This window comes from Bacillus cereus (genome assembly GCF_002567495.1).
GTDB lineage: Bacteria > Bacillota > Bacilli > Bacillales > Bacillaceae_G > Bacillus_A > Bacillus_A cereus_AQ.
On sequence record NZ_NVAP01000039.1, the window covers coordinates 46719 to 68925 of the forward strand.

Genomic DNA, 22207 nt, shown 5'->3' on the forward strand with positions numbered 1-22207 from the left:
CCTCCTACTTCTGTTTGACTCTTTTTGCAAATAACCATGTTAGCGTAAATGGGATTACAACTGCAATAAACATCCCTATAACAAACATTAGAATCGATTTCGGAATGATAGAAATAAATGCTGGTAATCCGCCAATTCCGATAGCGGGTGCTAATACACCATTTAATGTAATGAATATCGCCGCCACAGCAGATCCTATAATCGCTGCATAGAACGGGAACTTATTTCGTAAATTCACACCAAACATCGCTGGTTCTGTAATACCGAAGTACGCTGAAATTGCTGATGTCGATGCCATACTTTTATCATTTTGATTTTTAGAAATCCAGAACATCGCAAGTGCCGCACTACCTTGCGCAATGTTAGAAAGAGCAATCATCGGCCAAATAAATGTACCGCCATGTTGTGCAATCAATTGTAAATCAATTGCAATAAACATATGATGCATACCTGTAATGACAAGCGGTGCATATAAAGCTCCAAATAATACTGCTCCAACTACTGGTACTGTTTCATATACACCTACTAATCCAGCTGTTAATAAGTCTCCAACATGACGTGTAACTGGACCAATAATTCCTAATGCTAACACACCTGTTACAACAATCGTTGTAATTGGTACAACTAATAATTGAATCGCATTTGGTACGTGTTTCTTTAAAAAGATTTCTACTTTACTTAACACAAATGCAGCTACTAAAACCGGTAAAATTTGTCCTTGATACCCTACCTTTTCAATTTGGAACAACCCTAAAATATTGAAGTACTCAATCTTTTGACCGTCTAGTCCAGTCGCTGCTTTTCCATAATCCCAGGCGTTTAATAAGGCCGGATGCACAAGCATTAATCCCATAACAATCCCTAGTATTGGGCTACCACCAAAACGCTTCGTTGCTGACCAACCGACAAGTGCTGGTAAGAATACGAATGCTGTATTCGCCATCATATTAATTAAATCCCAAAGTCCACCTAAATTCGGATAAACATCTAATAAATTTTTCCCATCAAAAAATAAGTCCTTTGCCCCTAATAGATTGTTAATACCCATTAGTAAACCAGCTGTTACGATCGCTGGTAATATTGGCATAAATACATCCGAAAATATTTTCACAAACTTTTGAGCTGGATTTAACTTCTGGTTTCCAGAATCTTTTACGTCAGCTACAGTCGATTCTTTCCTACCTGCAAGCGTTATCAATTCAGCGTAAACACGATCTACATCCCCTGGTCCAATTACAATTTGAAATATCCCAGAGTTATGAAACGCTCCTTTCACTAATGAAACAGACTGCAATTTATCATTATCTATTTTACTTTCATCTTTTAAAGCGATACGGAGCCTCGTCACACAGTGTGCAGCTTGTTCAATATTGTCTTTCCCACCAATATACTGCAACACTTCCTCTGCTGTTTTACGATAGTCTTTCCCCATTTTCCCGTCCCTCTTTTCTTTTTTTGATACCGTTTACACTTACATATTAACTCGTATATATAAGTTAGTCAACACTCGTATATATGAGTTTGTATTTTTTTTTATAAAAAAAGAGATGAAACAATATTTTGTTCCACCTCTTTACTTCCTCCGCGCCACATCCGAAAAATGAAAAATATCTAAACGGTGGCGTGATTCTGTATATTCAAACTGACTTCCATCATACAAATGCGTAAAGTTCTTCACAACGACAACATAGTCTGTGCCATTTAAATCTAAATACTTCCTGTCATCCTCTGTACATGGTTGCACTTCAATTACCCTCTGTGAATAACTAATATGTAGCCCTAGTTCTTTCTCAATGTATTTATAAATTGACGCAGTTGCAATTTCTTTCGTTAACCCCGGAATACACTCAGATACAAAATGATTTATATCTAAAATTACTTTTTCCCCATCAATATTTCGTACACGTTTAATATGATCAATTTCTGTTTTTTCTTTCACGTTTAATAACTTTGCTACGTCTTTCGTCGCTTCGATTTTCTCCATTTCTACGACATCTGTAATACAATGACGCCCTAAACGTTCATTTTCTTCTTGAAAGCTTACAATACCACCAAAATTAAACTCAATGTTTTTTCGCTTTAAAACAAAAACACCTTTTCCATGAATTTTTTGCACATATCCACGCTCTTGCAGTAAATCTACTGCTTTTCTTACCGTACCTCGGCTTGCCTCATACTGCTTCATTAATTCTGTTTCTGATGGGATTTTGCATCCTTCTTTTAATTGCTTATTATCAATAGACTTACTGATTTCTGTATAAATTTGTTCATACTTACTCATCATCTACACTAGCCCCTTGTCACCTTCTAATTCTATATGTATTATACCATGCTACACTCTTCTGCCAATCTCTCACTTATTTTCCAGTATAGGAAAAATACAGGTGAATTTTTAATCTCTAAAACGGATTTTTATAAAAATTTTTATATTTTTCTTTTCATTCAAAAAAACATGTAGTATACTAACTTCAAAATCAGAGGAGAGAGGGAGCAAAGAACTATGCTTACTTATACAACAATTGTAGTTACATTTGCACAAAAACATCATCATCATACTTAACCCTTGAAACCTAGCGGAAAATTACGCGTAGGTACAAGGGTTATTCCCGTTGTACCTACGTCAGGCGAAGAGCCATGTAGGTATTTTTTATCTACATGGCTCTTTTTTTATTGTCAAAAAGGCTAGTAAAAAATGATGTTTAAGCAAAAATTACTACAAAGGAGTTAACAAAAATGGAAACGAAAAAATGGGGATTATGGGTTTTAACAGCATTTGTTATCGGGAATATGGTTGGCGGTGGCGTATTTATGCTTCCAGCAAATTTAGCACAAGTATCAGGTCCAATGGGTTCTACACTCGCATGGAGTATTACAGGCCTTGGCGTATTTATGATTGCACTTGTATTTGGAAATTTAGCGATTCGGAAACCAGAATTAAAAGCTGGACCACAAAGCTATGCTCAAGCGATGTTTCCTTCCAAAAAAGCTGGTAAAGTTGCAGGATATAGTATGGCATGGGGATATTGGGCTGCTAACTGGGCTGCAACAGCATCTGTTATTATTTCCTTTGCTGGATATTTATCAACATTCTTTCCAGTTTTACAAAGTAAGCAAATTCTTTTTTCAATAAACGGATTTTCACTAGAACTCGGGAAAGGGTTAACTTTCCTCGTATGTAGCCTTATGCTGTGGGGAATTCAATATATTCTTTCTCAAAATATTGATCGAGCTGGAAATATGAATCTACTTGCTACCATTGCAAAAATTATCGGATTTACAATGTTTATTGTAATTACATTATTCATTTTCAATGCCTCTAATTTCGGAGACGGTCAAACCTTTATGAATGAAGCAGGACAATCCATCTCGTTAGGTGGACAAATTAATTCAGCTGCTATTGCAACACTGTGGGCATTTATCGGTATTGAATCAGCGGTTATGCTTTCTAATCGTGCAAAATCACAGCGCGATGTAAAAAAAGCTACGATTTTCGGACTAATTATCGCTCTTCTTATTTACATGTCAATTACTTTACTTACAATGGGAGCTCTCTCGCAAGATGCTTTAAAAGAGTCTCAAAAACCATTAGTAGACGCATTAAATTTAGCAATTGGAAATAAAGGCGCATATATAATGGCTTTACTTGCACTTATATCTTTATTTGGATCTACAGTTGGCTGGATCGTTGTTAGTTCAGAAGTACCTTTTCAGGCAGCAAAGAATGGACTTTTCCCTAAGTTTTTCGGGAAAACAAATAAAAAAGGTAGTCCTTCAAAATCATTATTGATTACAAATGTGATGACGCAAATTTTCTTATTTTCAACAATTTCTGGTACTGTTTCAGAAGCATATAGTTTCGCTATCGTCGTAGCGACATTAGCATATTTAATTCCATACCTTGTCTCTACCCTATACCAATTAAAATTAGTTATTACAGGAGAAACATATGATATATTGCCAGGATCTCGAGTAAAAGATGGAATCATTACTACATTGGCATTGGTATACTCCATTTGGGTTATCAAAACGGGAACTGCTGATTTAAAAACATTCTTCTTAGGGATTGGATTGTTTATATTAGGTCTTATTCTTTACCCAGTATTAATGAAAGACTCACAAAAAACGAATTAAAGAAAGAGAAGCTGCTGGCTTCTCTTTTTTATTAAAAATCTGTAATTAACTTTTCTTTTAGCTCTCCTACAGATAAAGGTTTCGCATAATAAAATCCCTGTACATAATCACAACTCATTGATTGTAACAAACTTTCTTGCTCTACTGTTTCTACCCCCTCAGCAACTACTGCTAAATTTAAACTATGAGCAATTTCAATAACGGATTTTACAATCGTTCGTTCTGGTTGTGCGTGATCATAATGAAATTCACGGATAAAATTACGATCAATTTTTACAATATCCAGTGGTAGTTGTTTTAAATAATATAAGGAAGAATAGCCAGTTCCGAAATCATCCAAAGCAATTAAAACACCCATATTTCTTAATTCTTGTAATGTAGCAATAATATAATCAAAATGGCGGACTGCAATGCTTTCCGTTATTTCTAATATTAAACGGTTCGGAGGAAAACCAGTTCTCCTTAAAATGCTACGTACAGACAAAATAAAACGTTTTTGCATTAATTGTTGTATAGATAAATTCACAGATAACTTTAGTCCTTCTTGATAATTTGGCAATGTTTTAAACAAGCGGCATGATTTTTCTAATACCCAGTCTCCTAGCTTTATAATAAGTCCAGACTCTTCAGCTACAGGGATAAATTCGCTTGGTGAAATAGGTCCGTCTTCTGCCGTACAACGTACTAAAGCTTCTATACCAGAATATCTCTTCGTTTTCAAATCAATAATAGGCTGCAATGCTACATCTAACTCTTCATCACGAATTGCTTTTTGCAAGGCAAACTCAATTTTCATTCTACGATTTATTTTCGCACGTAACTCATCTGTAAAGAAACAAGCAGCGTTTCTACCTTGTTCTTTCGCACTATACATAGCTAAGTCCGAATTTTTCAATAACGTTTCCACATCTTGTCCATCTTGTGGATAAGAACAAAGTCCTAGACTAGCTGAAATATATACTTCATGGCCTTCCAGCATAAATGGTGCCTGAAAACATGATAATACCGATGTCGCTAACTGCTTCATCTCAGCTTGTGTATGATTATTTGTTAACAACACAAATTCGTCGCCACCTAGCCTAGCCAGAACATCTTTCTCTCCTAGTACATAATGCAACCGTGAAGCAACTTCGCTTAAAAGTAAATCCCCTATCATATGGCCTAACGTATCATTTACTAATTTAAAACGGTCCAAATCAAAGTAAATCATACCAAATTCTTTTTTATCTGCAATCAATTTATTAACAGTCGTTATTAATTGTAAACGGTTCGGCAAACTCGTTAAAGCATCATGATAGGCAAGTTCCCTATAACGACTTTCACTTAGACGCAATCTCTGCTCCGCTTCTTTTCTACTACTAATATCATTTCGAATTGCAATAAATTGGTATGGCTCTCCTTTTTCATTTAAAAATGGAACAATTGTTGTTTTGACCCAATAATATGTACCATCTTTTGCTCGATTCCGAATCTCACCTGTCCATACTTTCCCATTCAAAATACGTTTCCATAAGTTTTGAAAAAAGGTTTTCGGATGATGGCCTGAATTTAAAATACGGTGATCTTTTCCAATTAATTCTTCTCTTTTATATTTAGAGATTTCACAAAATTTATCATTTACATATGTAATAAGACCTTTTCGATCTGTAATCGCAACAATTGAAGACTCATCTAATGCTAACTTTAAATCCCGCAATGAAGAGTCATATAATGCATGACCTCTCTGTTCTAGCATGCGCATCTCTCCTTGCTTCCTATCTGACTAAAACACAACTTGTTTCTCTTCATAGAAATAGAGATATTTCATTTTCTAATAATAGCCCTTTACATACATTATCTTTTTAAATAGGCCGATTAAAATAACATAATATTATTTGGAATAAAAAGCAATATTATACCGTTCCAACTATAACTAGTAGCTTCTCATCTCCCTAATTATCTCGTGCCTTATTATACCGCAATTTCTTCAAGTGGCTCCATGCAAGCCTTGTTTCCGACTAATTCCACTCACTTCTAATCTCTTTGCTTTTTAATGGTGAAATAGAAATTAGACCATACTACATAACTATTCACGAATAATAATATAAAAATCTACATGAATGTATATGTTTTCGAATTACAATAACAAAATATTAACATATTTTCACCTTTATTTTGGGAGTATTTTATAAATAAATACTGTATTAAACTAAAAAAGAGGATAGCCTCTTTTTTAGTTTAATATGGATATGGTGTTGGCTGATAACCTGGGTATGGCATTGGATACGTTACTGGGTATGGTGATGGATATGTTACTGGATATGGAGCTGGATAATATCCTCCACTTGCTGCACCTGTTAATGCACCAGCTGTCAGTCCACCTAACATTCCTCCTGCAAAACTTCCAGGGAAAAATCCACCTCCCCATGAACTTCCACCCCAGCCCCATCCGCCTCCGTGATGATGATCATAGTGATTGTGTCCTCCATGATGGTGATATCCGCCGTTATGATTGTGCCCACCATGATTGTGTCCTCCATGGTGGTGATTCCGATAATACAATCCATTATTTTCTATATAATTCACGTTTCTCCGCTCCTTTTCGATTTTTTCACTTTCATATGCGTTAAGAGTGGGATAAAGATGTGATAGTACACTGTATGTAGGACAAATGCGGAAAGTATAGGTTAAATGTCTATATTTTGTAAAAAAAGAAAAACACCTTATAATAAAGGTGTCATATTACATCTTCTATTTAAGAAGTCTATATTGAAAAAAGATTAGGGGAATTATATAGAAATGAAAAAGCCTATCGTTCAATTATTATTAATATTTACAATTGTATCCATCGTTCTTTTCCTTTTAAATACATCATTTATTTCATTATATACATTTGTCGGCGCTCTATGGTCCATCACAATTGTAGGAATTTCATTCGTTATTTTTATAGAAAATAGATCTCCACAAAGTACCTTAGCATGGTTTTTAGTATTAGCACTTCTTCCTATTATAGGTGTACTTTTATACGCTATTTTTGGGCGCAGCCGCTGGAGAAGAAAAAAGCATCTCCATCGTTCAGAAGAACAAAGAAAATTATTCCGTGAAATATTAGAAGGAAGACGACTAGAGTTATTACTCACAGTCCCACTAAATGAACGTTCCATGCATTTAACAAAAGTCATACAAAAATTTGGAGGCGGGCCTGCCGCAGATAAAACAACTACAAACCTTTTAACAAACGGAGATCAAACATTTTCAGAAATTTTGCAAGCTATAGAGCATGCAAAACATCATATACATATCCAATACTATATTTTTAAATCTGATGAAATTGGTACAAAAGTTCGAGATGCTTTAATAAACAAAGCAAAATCTGGAGTTATTGTGCGCTTCCTTTATGATGGCCTTGGAAGTAATACGTTAAGAAGACGATTTTTGCAACCTATGAAAGAAGCTGGGATTGAAATTGTAGAATTTGACCCTATTTTTTCGGCTTGGTTACTGGAAACTGTCAATTATCGTAACCATCGAAAAATCGTTATTGTAGATGGAGAAATTGGTTTTACCGGAGGACTCAACGTCGGTGATGAATATCTTGGCCGTTCAAAGAAATTTCCCGTTTGGCGTGATAGTCATTTAAAAATAGAAGGAAAAGCATTATATAAATTACAAGCAATCTTTCTAGAAGACTGGCTCTATGCCTCTAGTGGTTTAAATACTTATTCCTGGGATCAATTCATGAATATACAATACTTCCCAGGTAAAGAGATTTCGAATGCAGAAGGTGCCGTTCAAATCGTAGCAAGCGGACCAAGCTCGGATGATAAAAGTATTCGTAATGCATTATTAGCTGTTATGGGCTCTGCAAAAAAATCCATTTGGATCGCTACACCCTACTTTATTCCAGATCAAGAAACTTTAACATTATTACGCTTAAGTGCAATTGCCGGAATAGATGTACGGATTTTATATCCAGGTAAAAGTGATAGCATCATTAGTGATCAAGCATCTCAATCCTATTTCACTCCGCTTTTAAAAGCTGGTGCTTCTATATACAGTTATAAAGATGGTTTTATGCATGCAAAAATTGTACTCGTTGATGATACAATTGCAACTATAGGAACAGCAAACATGGATGTACGTAGCTTTGAATTGAATTATGAAATTATTAGCGTACTTTATGAATCAAAAACAGTTCACGATATTAAACGTGATTTTGAAGAAGACTTTAAACATTCAACTGAAATTAAATGGAACGCTTTCCAAAAAAGAAGTATAAAAAAACGCATATTGGAGTCTTTTATGAGGCTCATTTCTCCTTTACTGTAAGCAATCAACTTCTTCTTGATTGCTTTTTCTTTTCCCTTTATCCTCCTTCCTTTTCTTTGCATACCATATTAAAACAAGTTATCATAAGGTGTATTACTTTATGAAAATAATGTTAGGTGGGAAATACATGTTAGAACAATTTCATATACATGCTGATTTAAAACAACAGCTTTCTACGATTCATGAAAGGAATAAACAAGAAGCTGGTGAAAATGCGCATTTAATCGGAACGAAAATATATAAAGCGTCTGATAATAGCATTATCGAAGATGCAATTACAGCACTTCTTCTTGGCAAGAACATTCTATTAAAAGGACCGACTGGTAGTGGTAAAACAGTACTAGCGGAAACACTTTCTTCTTTATTCCAAAAACCAATGCACAGCATTAACTGCTCTGTCGACTTAGATGTAGAAGGTATTTTAGGATACAACACACTACAAACGAAAGATGGCGCATCTGAAGTTACATTCGTTAACGGTCCTCTTATGAAAGCAATGAAGAACGGTCACTTCCTATATATTGACGAAATCAATATGGCAAAGCCTGAAACTTTACCACTACTTCACGGCGCATTAGATTACCGTAAAATGATTACAAACCCATTTACACAAGAAGTTGTATACGGTGATGATGAATACCGCGTAATTGCTGCGATTAACGAAGGTTACGTTGGAACAAGCGAACTAAACGAAGCATTAAAAAACCGTTTCGTTATTATTGAAGTTCCTTACATTCAAGGTGACACATTAAAAGAACTATTATTAGCAGAATCAAAATTAAATGATGTTGCAACAATTGAAAAGTTTGTTGCATTTGCAAGCGACCTTATGCCTTTAGCTCGCGATGGACGTGTAAGTGAAGAAGCAGCAAGTATTCGTGGTATTATCGATGCATGTGATTTAGGTGTATATATTCCTGTTATGCGCGCTATTGAACGAAGCATAATTGCAAAACTTAATGATGAAACAGAACAAATGACTGTCCGTGAATTAGCAGAAAGTTATTTCTTTGAGGGATAATTTATGAGACAAATTTTTAGTGACAAAAAAATTGATGCGTCGCTGTTTCTACAAATGGAAAACTTAATGTATGCCCTTCTAAAAGAAGACGATGCCTATCTTGAATATGGCTATAAGGCATACTACGACGAAATTGAAAAGAAAGTTGTCATTAGTCACTTTTGGGATGATCGAAAAGAAGAAGATACAGTAATCGGATTAAAAAGCGAAGTGTTCTTAAAAGCACTTGGCAATAAACATTACTCGGACATGACTTTAATTCGTTCTTATGCGATTGAATTACAAGAATCGCCCCTAAAAAAGTTCTTAACACAATTATTTGTTCTATTAGAAGATTTACGTGTCGAGGAAATCGTAAAGAACTTACGTCCTGGCACAAAGCATGTTTTTAAACGCCGAAAAGAAATGTACCGCAATTACTTCGGCTCCCAAAATGAAATAAACCGCGTTCGTAATTATCACGGTGATCGTCTATTTTGCCTATGCTATCTTTCATTAACGAGCGATAAATATGAAATGTTTAATAATGAATATTTTGAGCAAATTGAAGCGATTTTACATGAAACATTCCAAGCACGTAATACAGAAGATATTATGTATATCGTTGAGAAAATTCGCTATCGCTTAGAGGCGCTTCTTGAAAGTGATATGCTTAACAACTATTTCGGACATGCTCCACTTTATTTATCTGTCATTGCAGACGAAAAGAACTGTCGCGTCGAAGATTTAGCAAATGATGATACGCAGCTCATAGATGACGATGAAAATAAAAACAAAATGGATGAAAGTTTCTCCACATGGCACCGTGAAAATAAAAACAATGAAAATGAGAACTTTTTACGCTTTGAACTAGAAAGCGGAACAAAAACTAATATGATGGGTGATACTGCCCGTGAATCAGAAGATGGCGACCAAGCACTTGGTTCTGTACAAGGTACTTCACAAAAAAGTACACAATCTAACTTTGATGGTGCAGATACAGAGGAAGCAAGAGCTTCTCACGCTTCTAGTCAAAACGATGGTGTATACGGTAAGTATAATGCTGGAGCTTCTCACACATTTAAAGAAGCTCGTAAACCAAATCCTGATGAGAAAAAAGATTATCAAGCTATCAAATCAGTCGTGAATAAAGATGTAAAAGAATTAAAGAAAATCATCGAAAAAACGATTGAAAATAAAACAAATGCAAATAGTGATAAATACTACGGAAGACTTCGCAAGAAATTCCTTCGTATTTATACCGAAAAACAACCGCGTATGTTTTATAAAAAAGGACAAGAGTCACAAGAACTCGATGTTGCATTCCAACTGTTAGTTGACTGTTCTGGTTCTATGTATAACAAAATGGAAGAAACGAAGAAGAGTGTTGTACTATTCCATGAAGCTTTAAAATCTTTAAAAATCCCGCACGCTATTAGCGGATTTTGGGAAGATGCCTCTAGTGCTAAACCTGAAGATAAGCCGAACGTTATCCATGAAGTTGTAAATTATAAAAACTCAACGTTACCAAGCGTTGGTCCAGAAATTATGCAACTTCGTGAAGAAGAAGATAACCGCGACGGATATATTATCCGTATCGTTTCTGAAAAGCTTGCCAAAAGACCTGAGAAACATAAATTCTTACTAGTCTTCACAGACGGTGAGCCTTCTGCGCTAGACTATCAACAAGATGGGATTTTAGATACGCATGAAGCTGTTAAACTTGCGCGTAAAAGTGGTATGGAAGTAATAGGTATCTTCATCGAAGAAGGCGAAGCGAAAGAAGCAACTTATCAATTAATGAAAAACATTTATAACCATCACTTCTTAGTTGCAAATCATGCTGAAGATTTACGATTGAAGATTAAACCATTACTGAAAAAACTATTACTGAAGACGATTGAATAGAAAATAGGAGCCTTGTGGCTCCTATTTTCTCGTTCAATTACTTTGTTTCTGGTTGAAACTTGTATGGAATGGCTACCTCTAATAGCGATTCAAACCCTCCGTCATAGTATGGGAATCGCTCATTTGCAATTGTTCGATCCACCCACTCTATTGCAGAAATTTCCCCTTCATCTTCTGCAATCAGTTCACCTGTTACCACCTTCGCTCGGAATGTAAAAAATAATGCATGATTACCTTGTTTCTCAAAAAATTTCTCATTCATTGCGACAAGTCCACCGGTTACAGCGCTCAAGCCTGTTTCTTCTTTTACTTCTCTTACTAGTGCTTGCTCTAACGTTTCACCTATTTCAACCGCACCACCTGGTAATGACCAAACGTTCTGTTCTATATTATGTACCATTAATATTGTATCGGCTTCTTCATCGTGTATGAGTGCATATACGACATCAACTCTTTGCACAAGACTTCTCTCCCTCCCAAAATAATGAAGAGCCAATTCCTAAGAATCGGCTCTTTGTATTAATTCATCACTAACTCAGCTGAAAGCTTTTTTTTTAACTTAGCCAGCATGTCAGTTGTCATTTTGTCTAAATCATATTCTGCTTTAAAGCCCCACTCTTGCATTGCTGCAGTTGCGTCAATAGAGTTTGGCCAACTATCAGCGATTGTTTGACGAGCTGGATCTACTGCATAATCCATTGTAAACGTCGGAATGTGTTTACGAATTGACGCTGCGATTTGCTCTGGCTCGAAGCTCATTGCTGTAATGTTAAATGCATTTCTATGCACTAGCTTACTTGGATCAGCTTCCATTAATGAAATGATTGCTTGTAAAGCATCAGGCATATACATCATGTCCATGTATGTTCCTTCTGCAATGTATGAGGTGTATGCACCTTTTTTAATCGCCTCATAATAAATTTCAACTGCATAATCAGTCGTTCCGCCTCCTGGAGGAGCTACGTAAGAAATTAAACCTGGGAAACGGACACCGCGCGTATCTACGCCAAACTTTTGATGATAATAATCACACAGTAATTCTCCTGCTACTTTGTTTACCCCATACATCGTAGTAGGACGCTGAATTGTATCTTGTGGTGTATTATCTTTTGGCGTTGATGGACCGAATGCACCGATAGAACTTGGCGTGAAGAACTTACAGTTTAATTCACGAGCTGCTTCTAATGCATTTACAAGTCCGCCCATATTTAAATTCCATGCAAATAACGGATTTTTTTCTGCTGTTGCTGAAAGTAAAGCTGCTAAATGAATAATTGTATCTACTTCATTACGCTTTGCAATATCATGTAATTTTTGTCCATCTGTTACATCTAACGTTTCAAAAGGACCAGACTTTACTACTTCACTGTCTGTTTCACGAATATCTGTTGCAATAACATTTGATGCGCCGTATACATCACGAAGTTTCATTACTAGTTCAGAACCAATTTGCCCTAAAGAACCGGTTACTAGAATTTTTTTCATTTTCCCCACTCCTCATTTGCAAGCTATTCAAAAGATGTCGTTACTTAAATGATGCCCATTTCTTTCCCTACTTTTTCATACTTACAAATTGCTTCATCTAACATTTCTTTCGTATGAGCTGCTGTAGGCATATTACGAACACGACCTGTTCCTTTTGCTACAGTTGGGAACACGATAGATTTTGCGTATACGCCTTCTTCATTTAGACGTTTACTAAATTCTTGTGTTAATACTTCGTCCCCAATGATACAAGGTGTAATTGGCGTTTCACTTTCCCCAATGTTAAAGCCAAGTTCTTTTAAGCCTTGTTTTAAATAGCGCCCATTTTCCCATAAACGATCGTGTAATTCTGTGCTTTCCATTAAGATTTCAATTGATCTCATGCAAGCTGCTGCATCTGCTGGTGTTAATGCTGTAGAGAATAAGAATGGACGTGAACGAACTTTTAACCAGTCAATTAAGTTTTGTTTCCCTGCTACATATCCACCAATTACCCCAATTGCTTTTGATAATGTACCAATTTGGAAATCAACTTTATCAGAAAGACCGAAGTGCTTTACAGTTCCTGCACCTTTTCCAAGTACACCTGAACCGTGTGCATCATCTACGTATGTCATTAAATCTAATTCTTCTGCAATCTCAACAATTTCTGGTAGTTTTGCAACATCTCCATCCATTGAGAAAACACCATCTGTAATAACCATTAATTTATTGTAAAGACCTGATTCTTTCGCCGCGATTGCTTTTTGGCGTAAATCTTCCATATCAGAATGCTTATAAACAATTATTTTTGCTCTTGATAAACGACTACCATCAATAATAGATGCATGGTTTAATTCATCTGAAAGAATCGCATCATTTTTATCCATAACAGCTGAAATCGCTGCCATATTACAATTAAATCCTGATTGATAAGCAATCGCTGCTTCTGTATGTTTAAACTTCGCAATTGTTTCTTCCAATTTAATATGCAAATCTAAAGTACCGTTAATTGTACGAACGGCCCCTGCTCCAACGCCGTACTTATGAATTGCACCAATTGCCGCTTCTTGCAAACGGCTATCTGTTGCTAATCCAAGATAGTTGTTTGAAGATAAGTTAATATATTCTTTTCCGCCAATTGTAATGATCGGTCCATTTGAACTCTCAAGCGGATCAATTACGTTATAAAGCCCCTTTGATTTTAAATCCTCTAAATTTTCTTCTAAAAATTTCGCAAGTGTTTTACTAGACATCGTGAAGCCTCCTATCGTTCATGTAAGCGGATTATTATCTTAATAGTTCTAATAATCCCTCTACTAGCTTAACACGTTTTCAGAATTTATTATAGAAAAATAGTTTAAAGTAACCGCTTACAATTTTAGATTATATATGATTCATTACAAGAAATCTATCATTTACTTTTCATATTTGATAGAATTAAAAAAATATTTAGGGAGGCTTCAAACATGGCATTTACAGAGTCTGACGTATATAATAACGAAGCGTTTTTTGAGCAATATATGAAACGAAGATACCGAGAAAATAGTCCAAATGAATCCATTGAAAAGCCAGCATTCTTTCAGCTCATTGGTGATGTAAAAGGAAAACAAATTCTCGATTTAGGTTGTGGCGATGCTAAGTTTGGCGAGGAATTATTAGAAAACGGATGCCACTCTTACACTGGCATTGAAGGCTCTCAGCTTATGTATGAAAAAGCTAAAAAACAACTAGAAAATAAAAATGGATTTGTTCATTTTATAAACCTCAAAGATTATACCTATCCCTCTTCTACTTTTGATTTAGTAACATCTAGACTCGCCTTACATTATATTGAACATCTTGATACCCTTTTTCAAAATGTGTTTCAAACTTTAAAAACAAATGGAACCTTTACCTTTAGCGTTCAACATCCCATTATTACTTCTTCATTTGAAAGCTTGCAAATGAGCGGTAAAAGAACTAGCTGGCTCGTCGATGATTATTTTAAACTAGGCAAACGGGTTGAACCATGGATTGACCAAGAAGTTATTAAATATCATCGTACAACGGAAGAGTATTTCACATTATTACAGCAAGCCGGATTTACCATTACAAACCTAAAAGAAGCTACACCAAATCAAACCTATTTTCACAGCGCGGAAGAGTATGAACGACGTTTACGTATTCCCCTCTTTCTACTATTTTCTTGCAAAAAATAAAAAAGACGATGAATTTCTCATCGTCTTTTTTTGCTATCTTACTGCTTGAGCGACTTCTTTAACTAATCGTCTTCCTCTTCCGTGCGGGATACAAAGCGGTGTTCCAAACAACGGATCCGTACTTATTTGACACTCCATTCGGAATACATCACGTACTAGTTTCTCATCTACCACTTCTTCAGGTTTACCTTGTGCATATATTTGTTTATCTTGAATTGCTACAATATTATCTGCATAGCGGCATGCTAAATTTAAATCATGTAATACCATAACAATTGTTCTTTGTTCTGTTTCATTTAATTCGAATAATAAATCTAGCACTTCAATTTGGTGAGTCATATCTAAGTATGTAGTTGGCTCATCCAGTAAAATAATATCTGTATCTTGTGCAAGTGTCATTGCGATCCAAGCACGTTGACGTTGCCCACCTGAAAGAGCATGCACATCACGCTCAGCAAATTCTGTCATACCTGTTGCTGCAAGTGCCTTCTGTACCATTTCTTCGTCTTTTTCTGACCATTGCTTCAGCCATGTTTGATATGGATAACGCCCTTGCTTTACAAGTTGTAATACTGTAAGTCCTTCTGGCGCTTGTGGTCCTTGCGGTAAAATCGCCATTTGACGAGCAATTTGCTTCGTTTGCATACTTTGAATTGCTTGATTATCTAATAAAATGTCACCATTTGTTGGCTTTAACAATCTAGCTAGTGAACGTAATAAAGTTGATTTCCCGCAACCGTTAGAACCAATAAAGATTGTAATTTCTCCTTTTGGAATTTCTAAGTTCAGCTCATCAATAATAATTGTTTCACCATAAGACAACGTCAAGCGTTTCGTCTCCAATGCTTTTTGCATATTCATCTCCCTTTATGAATTCCGACTTTTATAAAGTAAATAAATAAAATAAGGTGCACCAATTGCTGATGTAAATACCCCTGCTGGAATTTCAAGTGGCGTGAAAACTGTACGCCCAATTAAATCTGCAGCAAGTACTAGAATTGCACCGACAATAGCTGCAACTGGGAGTAATGCACCGTATAAAGAACCAACTAATCTTCGTGAAATATGAGGTGCCATTAAACCGACAAATCCAATCCCTCCAGCAAAAGCTACCGCGCCACCAATTAAAGCTGTACTAAGTAATAACATAAATACACGCGACTTCGTTAAAGGGACCCCAAGTCCTACCGCTATATCATCCCCTAGCTCTTGTGCATTTAAATGTCTAGCAGCAATAAATGATATTACCGTTAAAATGAGAACCCAAGGCGCAAGTACCATAACATTTTGCCACGAAGAGCCGTAAACAGTACCGGTAATCCATACATTCGCTTGGCTTGCTTGATAAATTGGTGCTAGCAACATAAATAATGTTGTTGCCGCCTTCGTTAATGCCCAAAATCCAACACCAATTAAAACAAGACTAATTGGTGATAACCCGTCATTTCTCCATGCAAATAAATATACAAAAAGCGCTACAATCGTTGCCCCTGTAAAAGCTGCTAACGGCATATAATGAATGCTTACTGTTAGCGCATTATTTTTATCACTAAATATAGCTAAAAATAGTACAACGGCAACACTTGCTCCGCCCGTAATCCCGATGATATCAGGAGAAGCAAGTGGATTTCGAACGAGTCCTTGTAAAATACACCCCGCTACCGCAAGTGCGATTCCTACAAGGATGGCAATTAAAATACGCGGCATACGAAACTTATTTACAACCATATTTGACATCGCATCGCCATTTCCGGTAATCGCTTGCCATACGTCGTAAGGAGCAATTTTCATGTCTCCCATACCTGCGCTCGCAAAGAATAATCCTATTAAAATAACTAGTAAACTTAACAAGACGAGACAAGCTCGTTTATACATTAAAAACGAGAGCTCGCCTTTTCCTATACGAAACGGAATATATTTCTTCATTTGCTAAGCCCTCTCTTACGTGCAATATAAATAAAGAACGGTGCTCCAATAAATGCTGTCATAACTCCTACTGGCACTTCTTGTGGCATAATGACATATCTTGCTGCTATATCAGCCAATATTAGTAGTATTGCACCTAACAATCCGCTATAGGGCACTCTCCATCTGTGGTCAACTCCAACAAGAAATCTAGCAAAGTGCGGAGTAATAATTCCAATAAACCCAATTGGGCCAGCAACCGCAACTGAACCACCAGACAACATTACAATAATAAGTAACACGAATGATTTCATTAAAATTGTTCGTTGTCCAAGTCCTTTCGCGACGTCTTCCCCCATCATCAATGTATTTACTTTCCCTGCCATCATAAAAGATGCAATCCATCCTATTAATAAATACGGGAATACAGATTGTAAAATTTCTAACTTTCTCCCTTGCACAGATCCGGCAAGCCAAAACAATACCTCTTCAAGTGCTTTTTCATTTAAAACAAGTAATCCTTGTGTCAATGATGAAAATAACGCACTAATTGCGACCCCTGCTAACGTTAACTTAAGGGGAGTAGTCCCTTCTTTTCCTAAAGAACTAGAAGCAAATACAAGTACAGCCGCAACCGCCGCTCCTAAAAAGGCGATCCATGTGAAAGATGATAATGATGTTACTGAAAAGATAACAATTGCTACAACTATGAAGAACGCAGCACCTGAATTTAATCCAATAAAATCTGGAGAAGCAAGTGGATTCTTAGTTAAAGTTTGCATAAGACAACCAGCAATGGCTAAACTAGCCCCAACACTAGCTGCAATTAACGCCCTTGGTAGACGCACATTTTGAATAATAATATGTTCATTGGAACCGTTAAAATGGAAAAAAGCATCCAACGCTAATTTCCAGCTCGTATTTGTATATCCGAAAATAATACTTCCCCAAATACAAATAACGACTGCAATGATTCCAGCAAATAATCCAATCCATTTTGCTTGATTAGTTTTTAATAACATGCAGCGTTTCCCCTTCAATGTATAATGATACGTTGTAAGTGTATTTCAACTTAATTCTCATTGTCAATTATATTGAGAATTATTTTCATCCATATATATTGACAATGGAACCGTAAAGTTTTAATATCATGCTTGCTATTGAAAAAAATTCTCAACATGTAGGGGGTACATAATGAATTTCATGCAAAAAAAACCGTTTACAGTATTTGTATTTTTACTAGCATTTTCACTGCTTTTAAGTGCTTGCGGAAAATCAAATAGTAAAGAAGAAACGAAAGAAGATACAAAAAAAGAAATGGTTACTGTGGAACATGCAATGGGTAAAACTGAAGTTCCAGCAAATCCAAAACGTGTAGTCATTTTAACAAATGAAGGTACTGAAGCTTTACTAGAATTAGGTGTGAAACCAGTTGGGGCTGTAAAATCTTGGACTGGTGATCCTTGGTACCCACACATTAAAGATAAAATGAAAGATGTAAAGGTTGTTGGTGATGAAGGACAAGTGAACGTGGAAACAATCGCTTCTTTAAAACCAGACCTAATTATAGGTAACAAAATGCGTCACGAAAAAGTGTACGAGCAACTAAAAGCAATTGCACCTACTGTGTTCTCTGAAACATTACGTGGTGAATGGAAAGATAACTTCAAATTTTATGCAAAAGCATTAAATAAAGAAAAAGAAGGTCAAAAAGTTGTAGCTGATTACGAATCACGTATGAAAGATTTAAAAGGCAAACTTGGCGATAAAGTAAATCAAGAAATCTCTATGGTTCGTTTCATGCCTGGTGATGTTCGTATTTATCATGGTGATACATTCTCTGGTGTTATTTTAAAAGAACTTGGATTTAAACGTCCTGGTGATCAAAATAAAGATGACTTTGCAGAGCGTAACGTATCTAAAGAACGTATTTCGGCAATGGATGGCGATGTATTATTCTACTTCACATTCGATAAAGGCAATGAGAAAAAAGGTTCTGAACTAGAAAAAGAATATATAAACGATCCTCTATTTAAAAACTTAAATGCAGTAAAGAACGGAAAAGCATACAAAGTTGACGATGTGATTTGGAATACAGCTGGTGGTGTAATAGCTGCTAACCTATTACTAGATGACATTGAAAAACGCTTTATTAAATAATACAGCTCTAGCCAGCGCCCTCCCATGGTGCTGGCTATTTTCTATTTCACTGAAGTGTCACATTATTTCATTTTGTATTTTTATTCTCAATATGTTATATTATAAAAGTAAATAGAATATATTTTCTCTATATCAGAATAAATGTTTTAATCTAAATTTTCTGATTAATCACTATTTTATTTTCTTTTAGAATTCAATTATTACATTTGAAAACGCTTATCATCTCGTTTTCAGGGCAAAATACAGTAACGGTTGAAGAAAAATAGAACTTTTTTAAAAATTTTCTTTCTATTTCCATATAATTCTATTGACTTCTAAATATTTTGTAAATTAAAATGATTACATAAATATCCGTTATACAGGATTAGGGGGAAACAAAAATGGATGCAGCTTTAAAATTAGACAAAGCTGGAGAGCAACAATCACCAAAAAAACATCCACCAGGGTTATACTTGTTGTTCTTTACAGAGGCATGGGAAAGATTTAGTTATTACGGAATGCGTGGCTTATTAGTTCTTTATTTAACAACGAGCTTAGTAAGTGGCGGTTTAGGATTTGATAAAGCAGTTGCAGTTCAAATTTACGGTATTTTCACAATGCTTGTATATTTCACACCTATCATTGGTGGTTGGTTAACTGACCATTTCATTACGAAACGACACGCCATTACTATTGGCGGTATCATCATGGCAATTGGTAACTTTGTACTATTTTCAATGAATACGAAAACTGGACTATTTTTAGGATTAGGATTATTAGTTATCGGTAACGGATTCTTCAAACCAAATATTTCGACTTTATTAGGTCAATTATATAGCGAAAACGATTCTCGTCGTGATAGTGCCTTCACTATCTTCTACATGGGGATTAACTTAGGGGCTCTTATCGCTCCATTCATTTGCGGTTACTTCGCAGATTATAGATACGGTTTCTTAGCAGCTTGTATCGGTATGATTATTGGACAACTTGCCTTTAATTTCTTAGCACCTCGTTACTTAGGGTCTATCGGAACAACTGTTGTAGGTAAACAATCTAAAGAAAAAAATGCAAAAGCAATTGAGAAAAAACCTTTAACAACACAAGAGAAAAAACGTACTGCTGCAATTTTAATTTTAACTTGTTTCGTTGTATTCTTCTGGGCAGGATTTGAACAAGCTGGTAGTTCTTTAACACTTTACACAGATAAGTTCGTGGATCGTACAATTGGTGGATTTACAATTCCAACACCTTGGTTCCAATCTGTAAACCCACTATTCATTATCTTACTAGCATTACCTGTTTCTGCGTTATGGATTAAACTTTCGAAAACAAAAAATGGTGATTTAAAAATCCCAACAAAAATGGCATTTGGTATGATTTTACTAGGGATTGGATATTTAGTTCTAACTTTAGCTGTATTAAAAACTGGTAGCGATGAAGGCAATATTGCAATGAAAGCAAACTTACTATTCATTGTATTCACTTACATGTTCCATACAATCGGTGAATTATTCTTATCACCAATCGGATTATCTATGGTAAGTGCAATCGCTCCTGTTAAATTAGCATCATTATTAATGGGTGTATGGTTAGCTGGTACTGGCTTCGCAAACTTATTAGCAGGACAATTAGCCGCTTTCACTCAATCTTTAGGATATTTAGAAGTATTCGCAAGCATTGGTATTATCGTAATCGTACTAGGATTAGTACTTCTTATGTTCTCTAAGAAAATTGCACATATGATGGAATAACAAAAAAGACGCTTCTAAAATTAGAAGCGTCTTTTCTATTACTTCTCCTCTAAAGCCGTCACATCCACGTGAACGCTTTCTCCAGGATTAGATACATCATACACTTGAGCAACTCCACTCTGCTCATCACAGCTCTCAATCCATACTGGCACGCCTTCATATGTAACGTCAATTTTACTTGAAGAAGATAATATTTGTTTCACACGTGTCACATCCATACTACTATCCCTCCTTTTACTTACTACACTCCTTCCTATCTTTTCTTTTCCTTTTAGAATATATTCCATAAAGCGGTATGTTAATTGATAGTCATTTTTTCCTCACATGTTAATATTTACTCCCTTGTTACCTTTTCGACAAATAAAAAAGACGTATATTTCATACGTCTTTTTTCCATAATATTCAAAATTTAAGAAAATAATGTTTTTACTACTTCACTTACTTTATCATTATGAACTTGATAATACACTTCTAATCCTCGTCTTTCAAAGCGTACTACTTTATTTTGTTTTAATTTCGTTAAATGTTGCGAAACCGTTGATTGTGGAATTTCTAATACTTCCTGTAATTGTGTTACATTACATGTTCCTCTTTGCATAAGTTCCATTACTAGACGTAGACGAAGTGGGTGTGCTAACGCTCTTAACATTTGTACATCTTCTTCTGAAATACGACATTCGAATTGATTTTGGCTCATAAAGTTCCCCTCATTTTCGTTTTAATTTTCGTTTTTATTTTCTTTTTATTTATTTATATATCTGTTCTTATATTTCCTGTTACGACATAACTTTATCAACCTATAAAGCCGAAAATTTTTTCCATCTTTATCAGCAAAAATTCAGGAAAAAATCCTTGCTGATTTTGAATATTATACTATATGATATAACGAAAAAGCAAAATAATGGCCTATGAATACTTTGCTTGCAAACGTTGTTTTATCAAGCTTTTTGTTATATTTTCACCTCATTGAAATGCACAGTAACGGTATTGTAAAATACCGTCCATAATTGATAACCTATCGTAACGTAGTTGAACCATATTTAACCTCTTTGTTACGCTAAAAGGAATTTTCAGTAAAAAGAAATGATTTGGTATTAAAAATTTGTTTCTTATTTTTTATTCGTATTGCAAGCGGTTGAAATGTTGTGCAGAACTTCCTATTAAATCCACGCACCGCTCATTCCCCACTAGATCAAACAGGACAGATAAGTGCATATATCAAACTTTATACTCGATATAAAGTGCAACTTTAATCAGTGAGGGTTTTGTTCATCCCCCACTGATCCACTGATTATCAGCCCTCACCAATCGGGCGTTTATATACGTTTGTAGGGACCTATATGAATAAGTAAATAATATGCAAATAATTTATACAGCGCACTCAAATTCATTTGAGTGCG

General features: G+C 35.4%; 19 protein-coding genes. 7 read left to right on the top strand and 12 right to left on the bottom strand.

All coding sequences use genetic code 11. The features are described from left to right. Nucleotides 1-4: 4 nt before the first annotated feature. Both treP and treR read right to left on the bottom strand, forming a co-directional pair. The gene (gene treP / locus COK05_RS18450) at nt 5-1432 is read right to left on the bottom strand and encodes a PTS system trehalose-specific EIIBC component (protein WP_098613752.1); all 1428 of its coding nucleotides are present in this window, start codon (nt 1430-1432) and stop codon (nt 5-7) included. Nucleotides 1433-1573: 141 nt separating this feature from the next. Next, nucleotides 1574-2284 carry a trehalose operon repressor gene (gene treR, locus COK05_RS18455; protein ID WP_098613753.1) on the bottom strand — a complete coding sequence of 237 codons (711 nt, stop codon included), beginning with the start codon at nt 2282-2284 and terminating at the stop codon, nt 1574-1576. Nucleotides 2285-2733: 449 nt separating this feature from the next. Between treR and COK05_RS18460 the strand changes: the two genes are divergently transcribed. After that, nucleotides 2734-4131 carry an amino acid permease gene (locus COK05_RS18460; RefSeq protein WP_098613754.1) on the top strand — a complete coding sequence of 466 codons (1398 nt, stop codon included), beginning with the start codon at nt 2734-2736 and terminating at the stop codon, nt 4129-4131. Between the two features lie 31 nt (nt 4132-4162). Here the strand turns inward: COK05_RS18460 and COK05_RS18465 are convergent, their stop codons facing one another. Further along, a complete protein-coding gene (locus COK05_RS18465; RefSeq protein WP_098613755.1) occupies nt 4163-5866 on the bottom strand; it encodes a putative bifunctional diguanylate cyclase/phosphodiesterase in 1704 nt (567 codons plus the stop codon). Nucleotides 5867-6348: 482 nt separating this feature from the next. Then, the gene (locus COK05_RS18470) at nt 6349-6696 is read right to left on the bottom strand and encodes a cobalt transporter (protein ID WP_098613756.1); all 348 of its coding nucleotides are present in this window, start codon (nt 6694-6696) and stop codon (nt 6349-6351) included. Nucleotides 6697-6909: 213 nt separating this feature from the next. On the opposite strand from COK05_RS18470, the gene COK05_RS18475 reads away from it, so the two are divergent. The 3 genes from COK05_RS18475 to COK05_RS18485 all read left to right on the top strand — a co-directional run bounded on the left by COK05_RS18475 (nt 6910) and on the right by COK05_RS18485 (nt 11347). Then, a complete protein-coding gene (locus COK05_RS18475) occupies nt 6910-8439 on the top strand; it encodes a cardiolipin synthase (RefSeq protein WP_098613757.1) in 1530 nt (509 codons plus the stop codon). Between the two features lie 127 nt (nt 8440-8566). Then, nucleotides 8567-9460 (top strand): ATP-binding protein, encoded by an 894-nt coding sequence (locus COK05_RS18480; protein WP_098613758.1) that lies wholly within the window; start codon nt 8567-8569, stop codon nt 9458-9460. A 3-nt stretch (nt 9461-9463) separates the two neighbouring features. Then, a complete protein-coding gene (locus tag COK05_RS18485) occupies nt 9464-11347 on the top strand; it encodes a vWA domain-containing protein (RefSeq protein ID WP_098613759.1) in 1884 nt (627 codons plus the stop codon). A 37-nt stretch (nt 11348-11384) separates the two neighbouring features. Here the strand turns inward: COK05_RS18485 and COK05_RS18490 are convergent, their stop codons facing one another. Genes COK05_RS18490 through COK05_RS18500 form a run of 3 tightly spaced genes read right to left on the bottom strand, consistent with a single transcriptional unit; the run spans nt 11385 to nt 14067 of the window. Continuing rightward, nucleotides 11385-11807: an NUDIX hydrolase gene (locus COK05_RS18490; RefSeq protein WP_098613760.1), complete on the bottom strand. Its 423-nt coding sequence runs from the start codon at nt 11805-11807 to the stop codon at nt 11385-11387. A 59-nt stretch (nt 11808-11866) separates the two neighbouring features. Further along, nucleotides 11867-12832 (bottom strand): L-threonine 3-dehydrogenase, encoded by a 966-nt coding sequence (locus tag COK05_RS18495; RefSeq protein ID WP_098613761.1) that lies wholly within the window; start codon nt 12830-12832, stop codon nt 11867-11869. Between the two features lie 44 nt (nt 12833-12876). Further along, complete coding sequence (locus COK05_RS18500; RefSeq protein WP_098613762.1) at nt 12877-14067, bottom strand: glycine C-acetyltransferase; 1191 nt, start codon at nt 14065-14067, stop codon at nt 12877-12879. Between the two features lie 213 nt (nt 14068-14280). Between COK05_RS18500 and COK05_RS18505 the strand changes: the two genes are divergently transcribed. Next, complete coding sequence (locus COK05_RS18505) at nt 14281-15012, top strand: class I SAM-dependent DNA methyltransferase (RefSeq protein WP_098613763.1); 732 nt, start codon at nt 14281-14283, stop codon at nt 15010-15012. A gap of 33 nt (nt 15013-15045) precedes the next feature. Here COK05_RS18505 and COK05_RS18510 read toward each other — a convergent pair whose 3' ends face one another. Genes COK05_RS18510 through COK05_RS18520 form a run of 3 tightly spaced genes read right to left on the bottom strand, consistent with a single transcriptional unit; the run spans nt 15046 to nt 17939 of the window. Continuing rightward, nucleotides 15046-15867, bottom strand: coding sequence for an ABC transporter ATP-binding protein (locus COK05_RS18510; protein WP_098613764.1), 822 nt, complete (start codon nt 15865-15867; stop codon nt 15046-15048). A 12-nt stretch (nt 15868-15879) separates the two neighbouring features. Beyond that, on the bottom strand, nt 15880-16938 hold the full coding sequence (locus COK05_RS18515; RefSeq protein WP_098613765.1) for a FecCD family ABC transporter permease: 1059 nt from the start codon (nt 16936-16938) through the stop codon (nt 15880-15882). After that, nucleotides 16935-17939: a FecCD family ABC transporter permease gene (locus tag COK05_RS18520; RefSeq protein WP_098613766.1), complete on the bottom strand. Its 1005-nt coding sequence runs from the start codon at nt 17937-17939 to the stop codon at nt 16935-16937. The genes COK05_RS18515 and COK05_RS18520 overlap by 4 nt, the downstream gene beginning before the upstream one ends. Before the next feature lie 172 nt (nt 17940-18111). Here COK05_RS18520 and COK05_RS18525 point away from each other — a divergent pair, with 172 nt between their 5' ends. Beyond that, on the top strand, nt 18112-19077 hold the full coding sequence (locus tag COK05_RS18525) for an ABC transporter substrate-binding protein (RefSeq protein WP_098613767.1): 966 nt from the start codon (nt 18112-18114) through the stop codon (nt 19075-19077). 380 nt (nt 19078-19457) lie between these two features. Next, the gene (locus COK05_RS18530) at nt 19458-20807 is read left to right on the top strand and encodes a peptide MFS transporter (protein WP_098613768.1); all 1350 of its coding nucleotides are present in this window, start codon (nt 19458-19460) and stop codon (nt 20805-20807) included. Nucleotides 20808-20845: 38 nt separating this feature from the next. Here the strand turns inward: COK05_RS18530 and COK05_RS18535 are convergent, their stop codons facing one another. Beyond that, on the bottom strand, nt 20846-21025 hold the full coding sequence (locus tag COK05_RS18535) for an acid-soluble spore protein H (protein ID WP_098613769.1): 180 nt from the start codon (nt 21023-21025) through the stop codon (nt 20846-20848). A 191-nt stretch (nt 21026-21216) separates the two neighbouring features. Beyond that, nucleotides 21217-21504 (bottom strand): ArsR/SmtB family transcription factor, encoded by a 288-nt coding sequence (locus COK05_RS18540; protein ID WP_098269248.1) that lies wholly within the window; start codon nt 21502-21504, stop codon nt 21217-21219. Nucleotides 21505-22207 lie beyond the last annotated feature (703 nt).

Excerpts from the sequence above, each read along its gene's own strand:
- treP (WP_098613752.1), bottom strand. The coding sequence starts at position 1,432 with ATGGGGAAAGACTATCGTAAAACAGCAGAGGAAGTGTTGCAGTATATT.
- treR (WP_098613753.1), bottom strand. The coding sequence starts at position 2,284 with ATGATGAGTAAGTATGAACAAATTTATACAGAAATCAGTAAGTCTATT.
- COK05_RS18460 (WP_098613754.1), top strand. The coding sequence starts at position 2,734 with ATGGAAACGAAAAAATGGGGATTATGGGTTTTAACAGCATTTGTTATC.
- COK05_RS18465 (WP_098613755.1), bottom strand. The coding sequence starts at position 5,866 with ATGCTAGAACAGAGAGGTCATGCATTATATGACTCTTCATTGCGGGAT.
- COK05_RS18475 (WP_098613757.1), top strand. The coding sequence starts at position 6,910 with ATGAAAAAGCCTATCGTTCAATTATTATTAATATTTACAATTGTATCC.
- COK05_RS18480 (WP_098613758.1), top strand. The coding sequence starts at position 8,567 with ATGTTAGAACAATTTCATATACATGCTGATTTAAAACAACAGCTTTCT.
- COK05_RS18485 (WP_098613759.1), top strand. The coding sequence starts at position 9,464 with ATGAGACAAATTTTTAGTGACAAAAAAATTGATGCGTCGCTGTTTCTA.
- COK05_RS18495 (WP_098613761.1), bottom strand. The coding sequence starts at position 12,832 with ATGAAAAAAATTCTAGTAACCGGTTCTTTAGGGCAAATTGGTTCTGAA.
- COK05_RS18500 (WP_098613762.1), bottom strand. The coding sequence starts at position 14,067 with ATGTCTAGTAAAACACTTGCGAAATTTTTAGAAGAAAATTTAGAGGAT.
- COK05_RS18505 (WP_098613763.1), top strand. The coding sequence starts at position 14,281 with ATGGCATTTACAGAGTCTGACGTATATAATAACGAAGCGTTTTTTGAG.
- COK05_RS18510 (WP_098613764.1), bottom strand. The coding sequence starts at position 15,867 with ATGCAAAAAGCATTGGAGACGAAACGCTTGACGTTGTCTTATGGTGAA.
- COK05_RS18515 (WP_098613765.1), bottom strand. The coding sequence starts at position 16,938 with ATGAAGAAATATATTCCGTTTCGTATAGGAAAAGGCGAGCTCTCGTTT.
- COK05_RS18520 (WP_098613766.1), bottom strand. The coding sequence starts at position 17,939 with ATGTTATTAAAAACTAATCAAGCAAAATGGATTGGATTATTTGCTGGA.
- COK05_RS18525 (WP_098613767.1), top strand. The coding sequence starts at position 18,112 with ATGAATTTCATGCAAAAAAAACCGTTTACAGTATTTGTATTTTTACTA.
- COK05_RS18530 (WP_098613768.1), top strand. The coding sequence starts at position 19,458 with ATGGATGCAGCTTTAAAATTAGACAAAGCTGGAGAGCAACAATCACCA.
- COK05_RS18535 (WP_098613769.1), bottom strand. The coding sequence starts at position 21,025 with ATGGATGTGACACGTGTGAAACAAATATTATCTTCTTCAAGTAAAATT.
- COK05_RS18540 (WP_098269248.1), bottom strand. The coding sequence starts at position 21,504 with ATGAGCCAAAATCAATTCGAATGTCGTATTTCAGAAGAAGATGTACAA.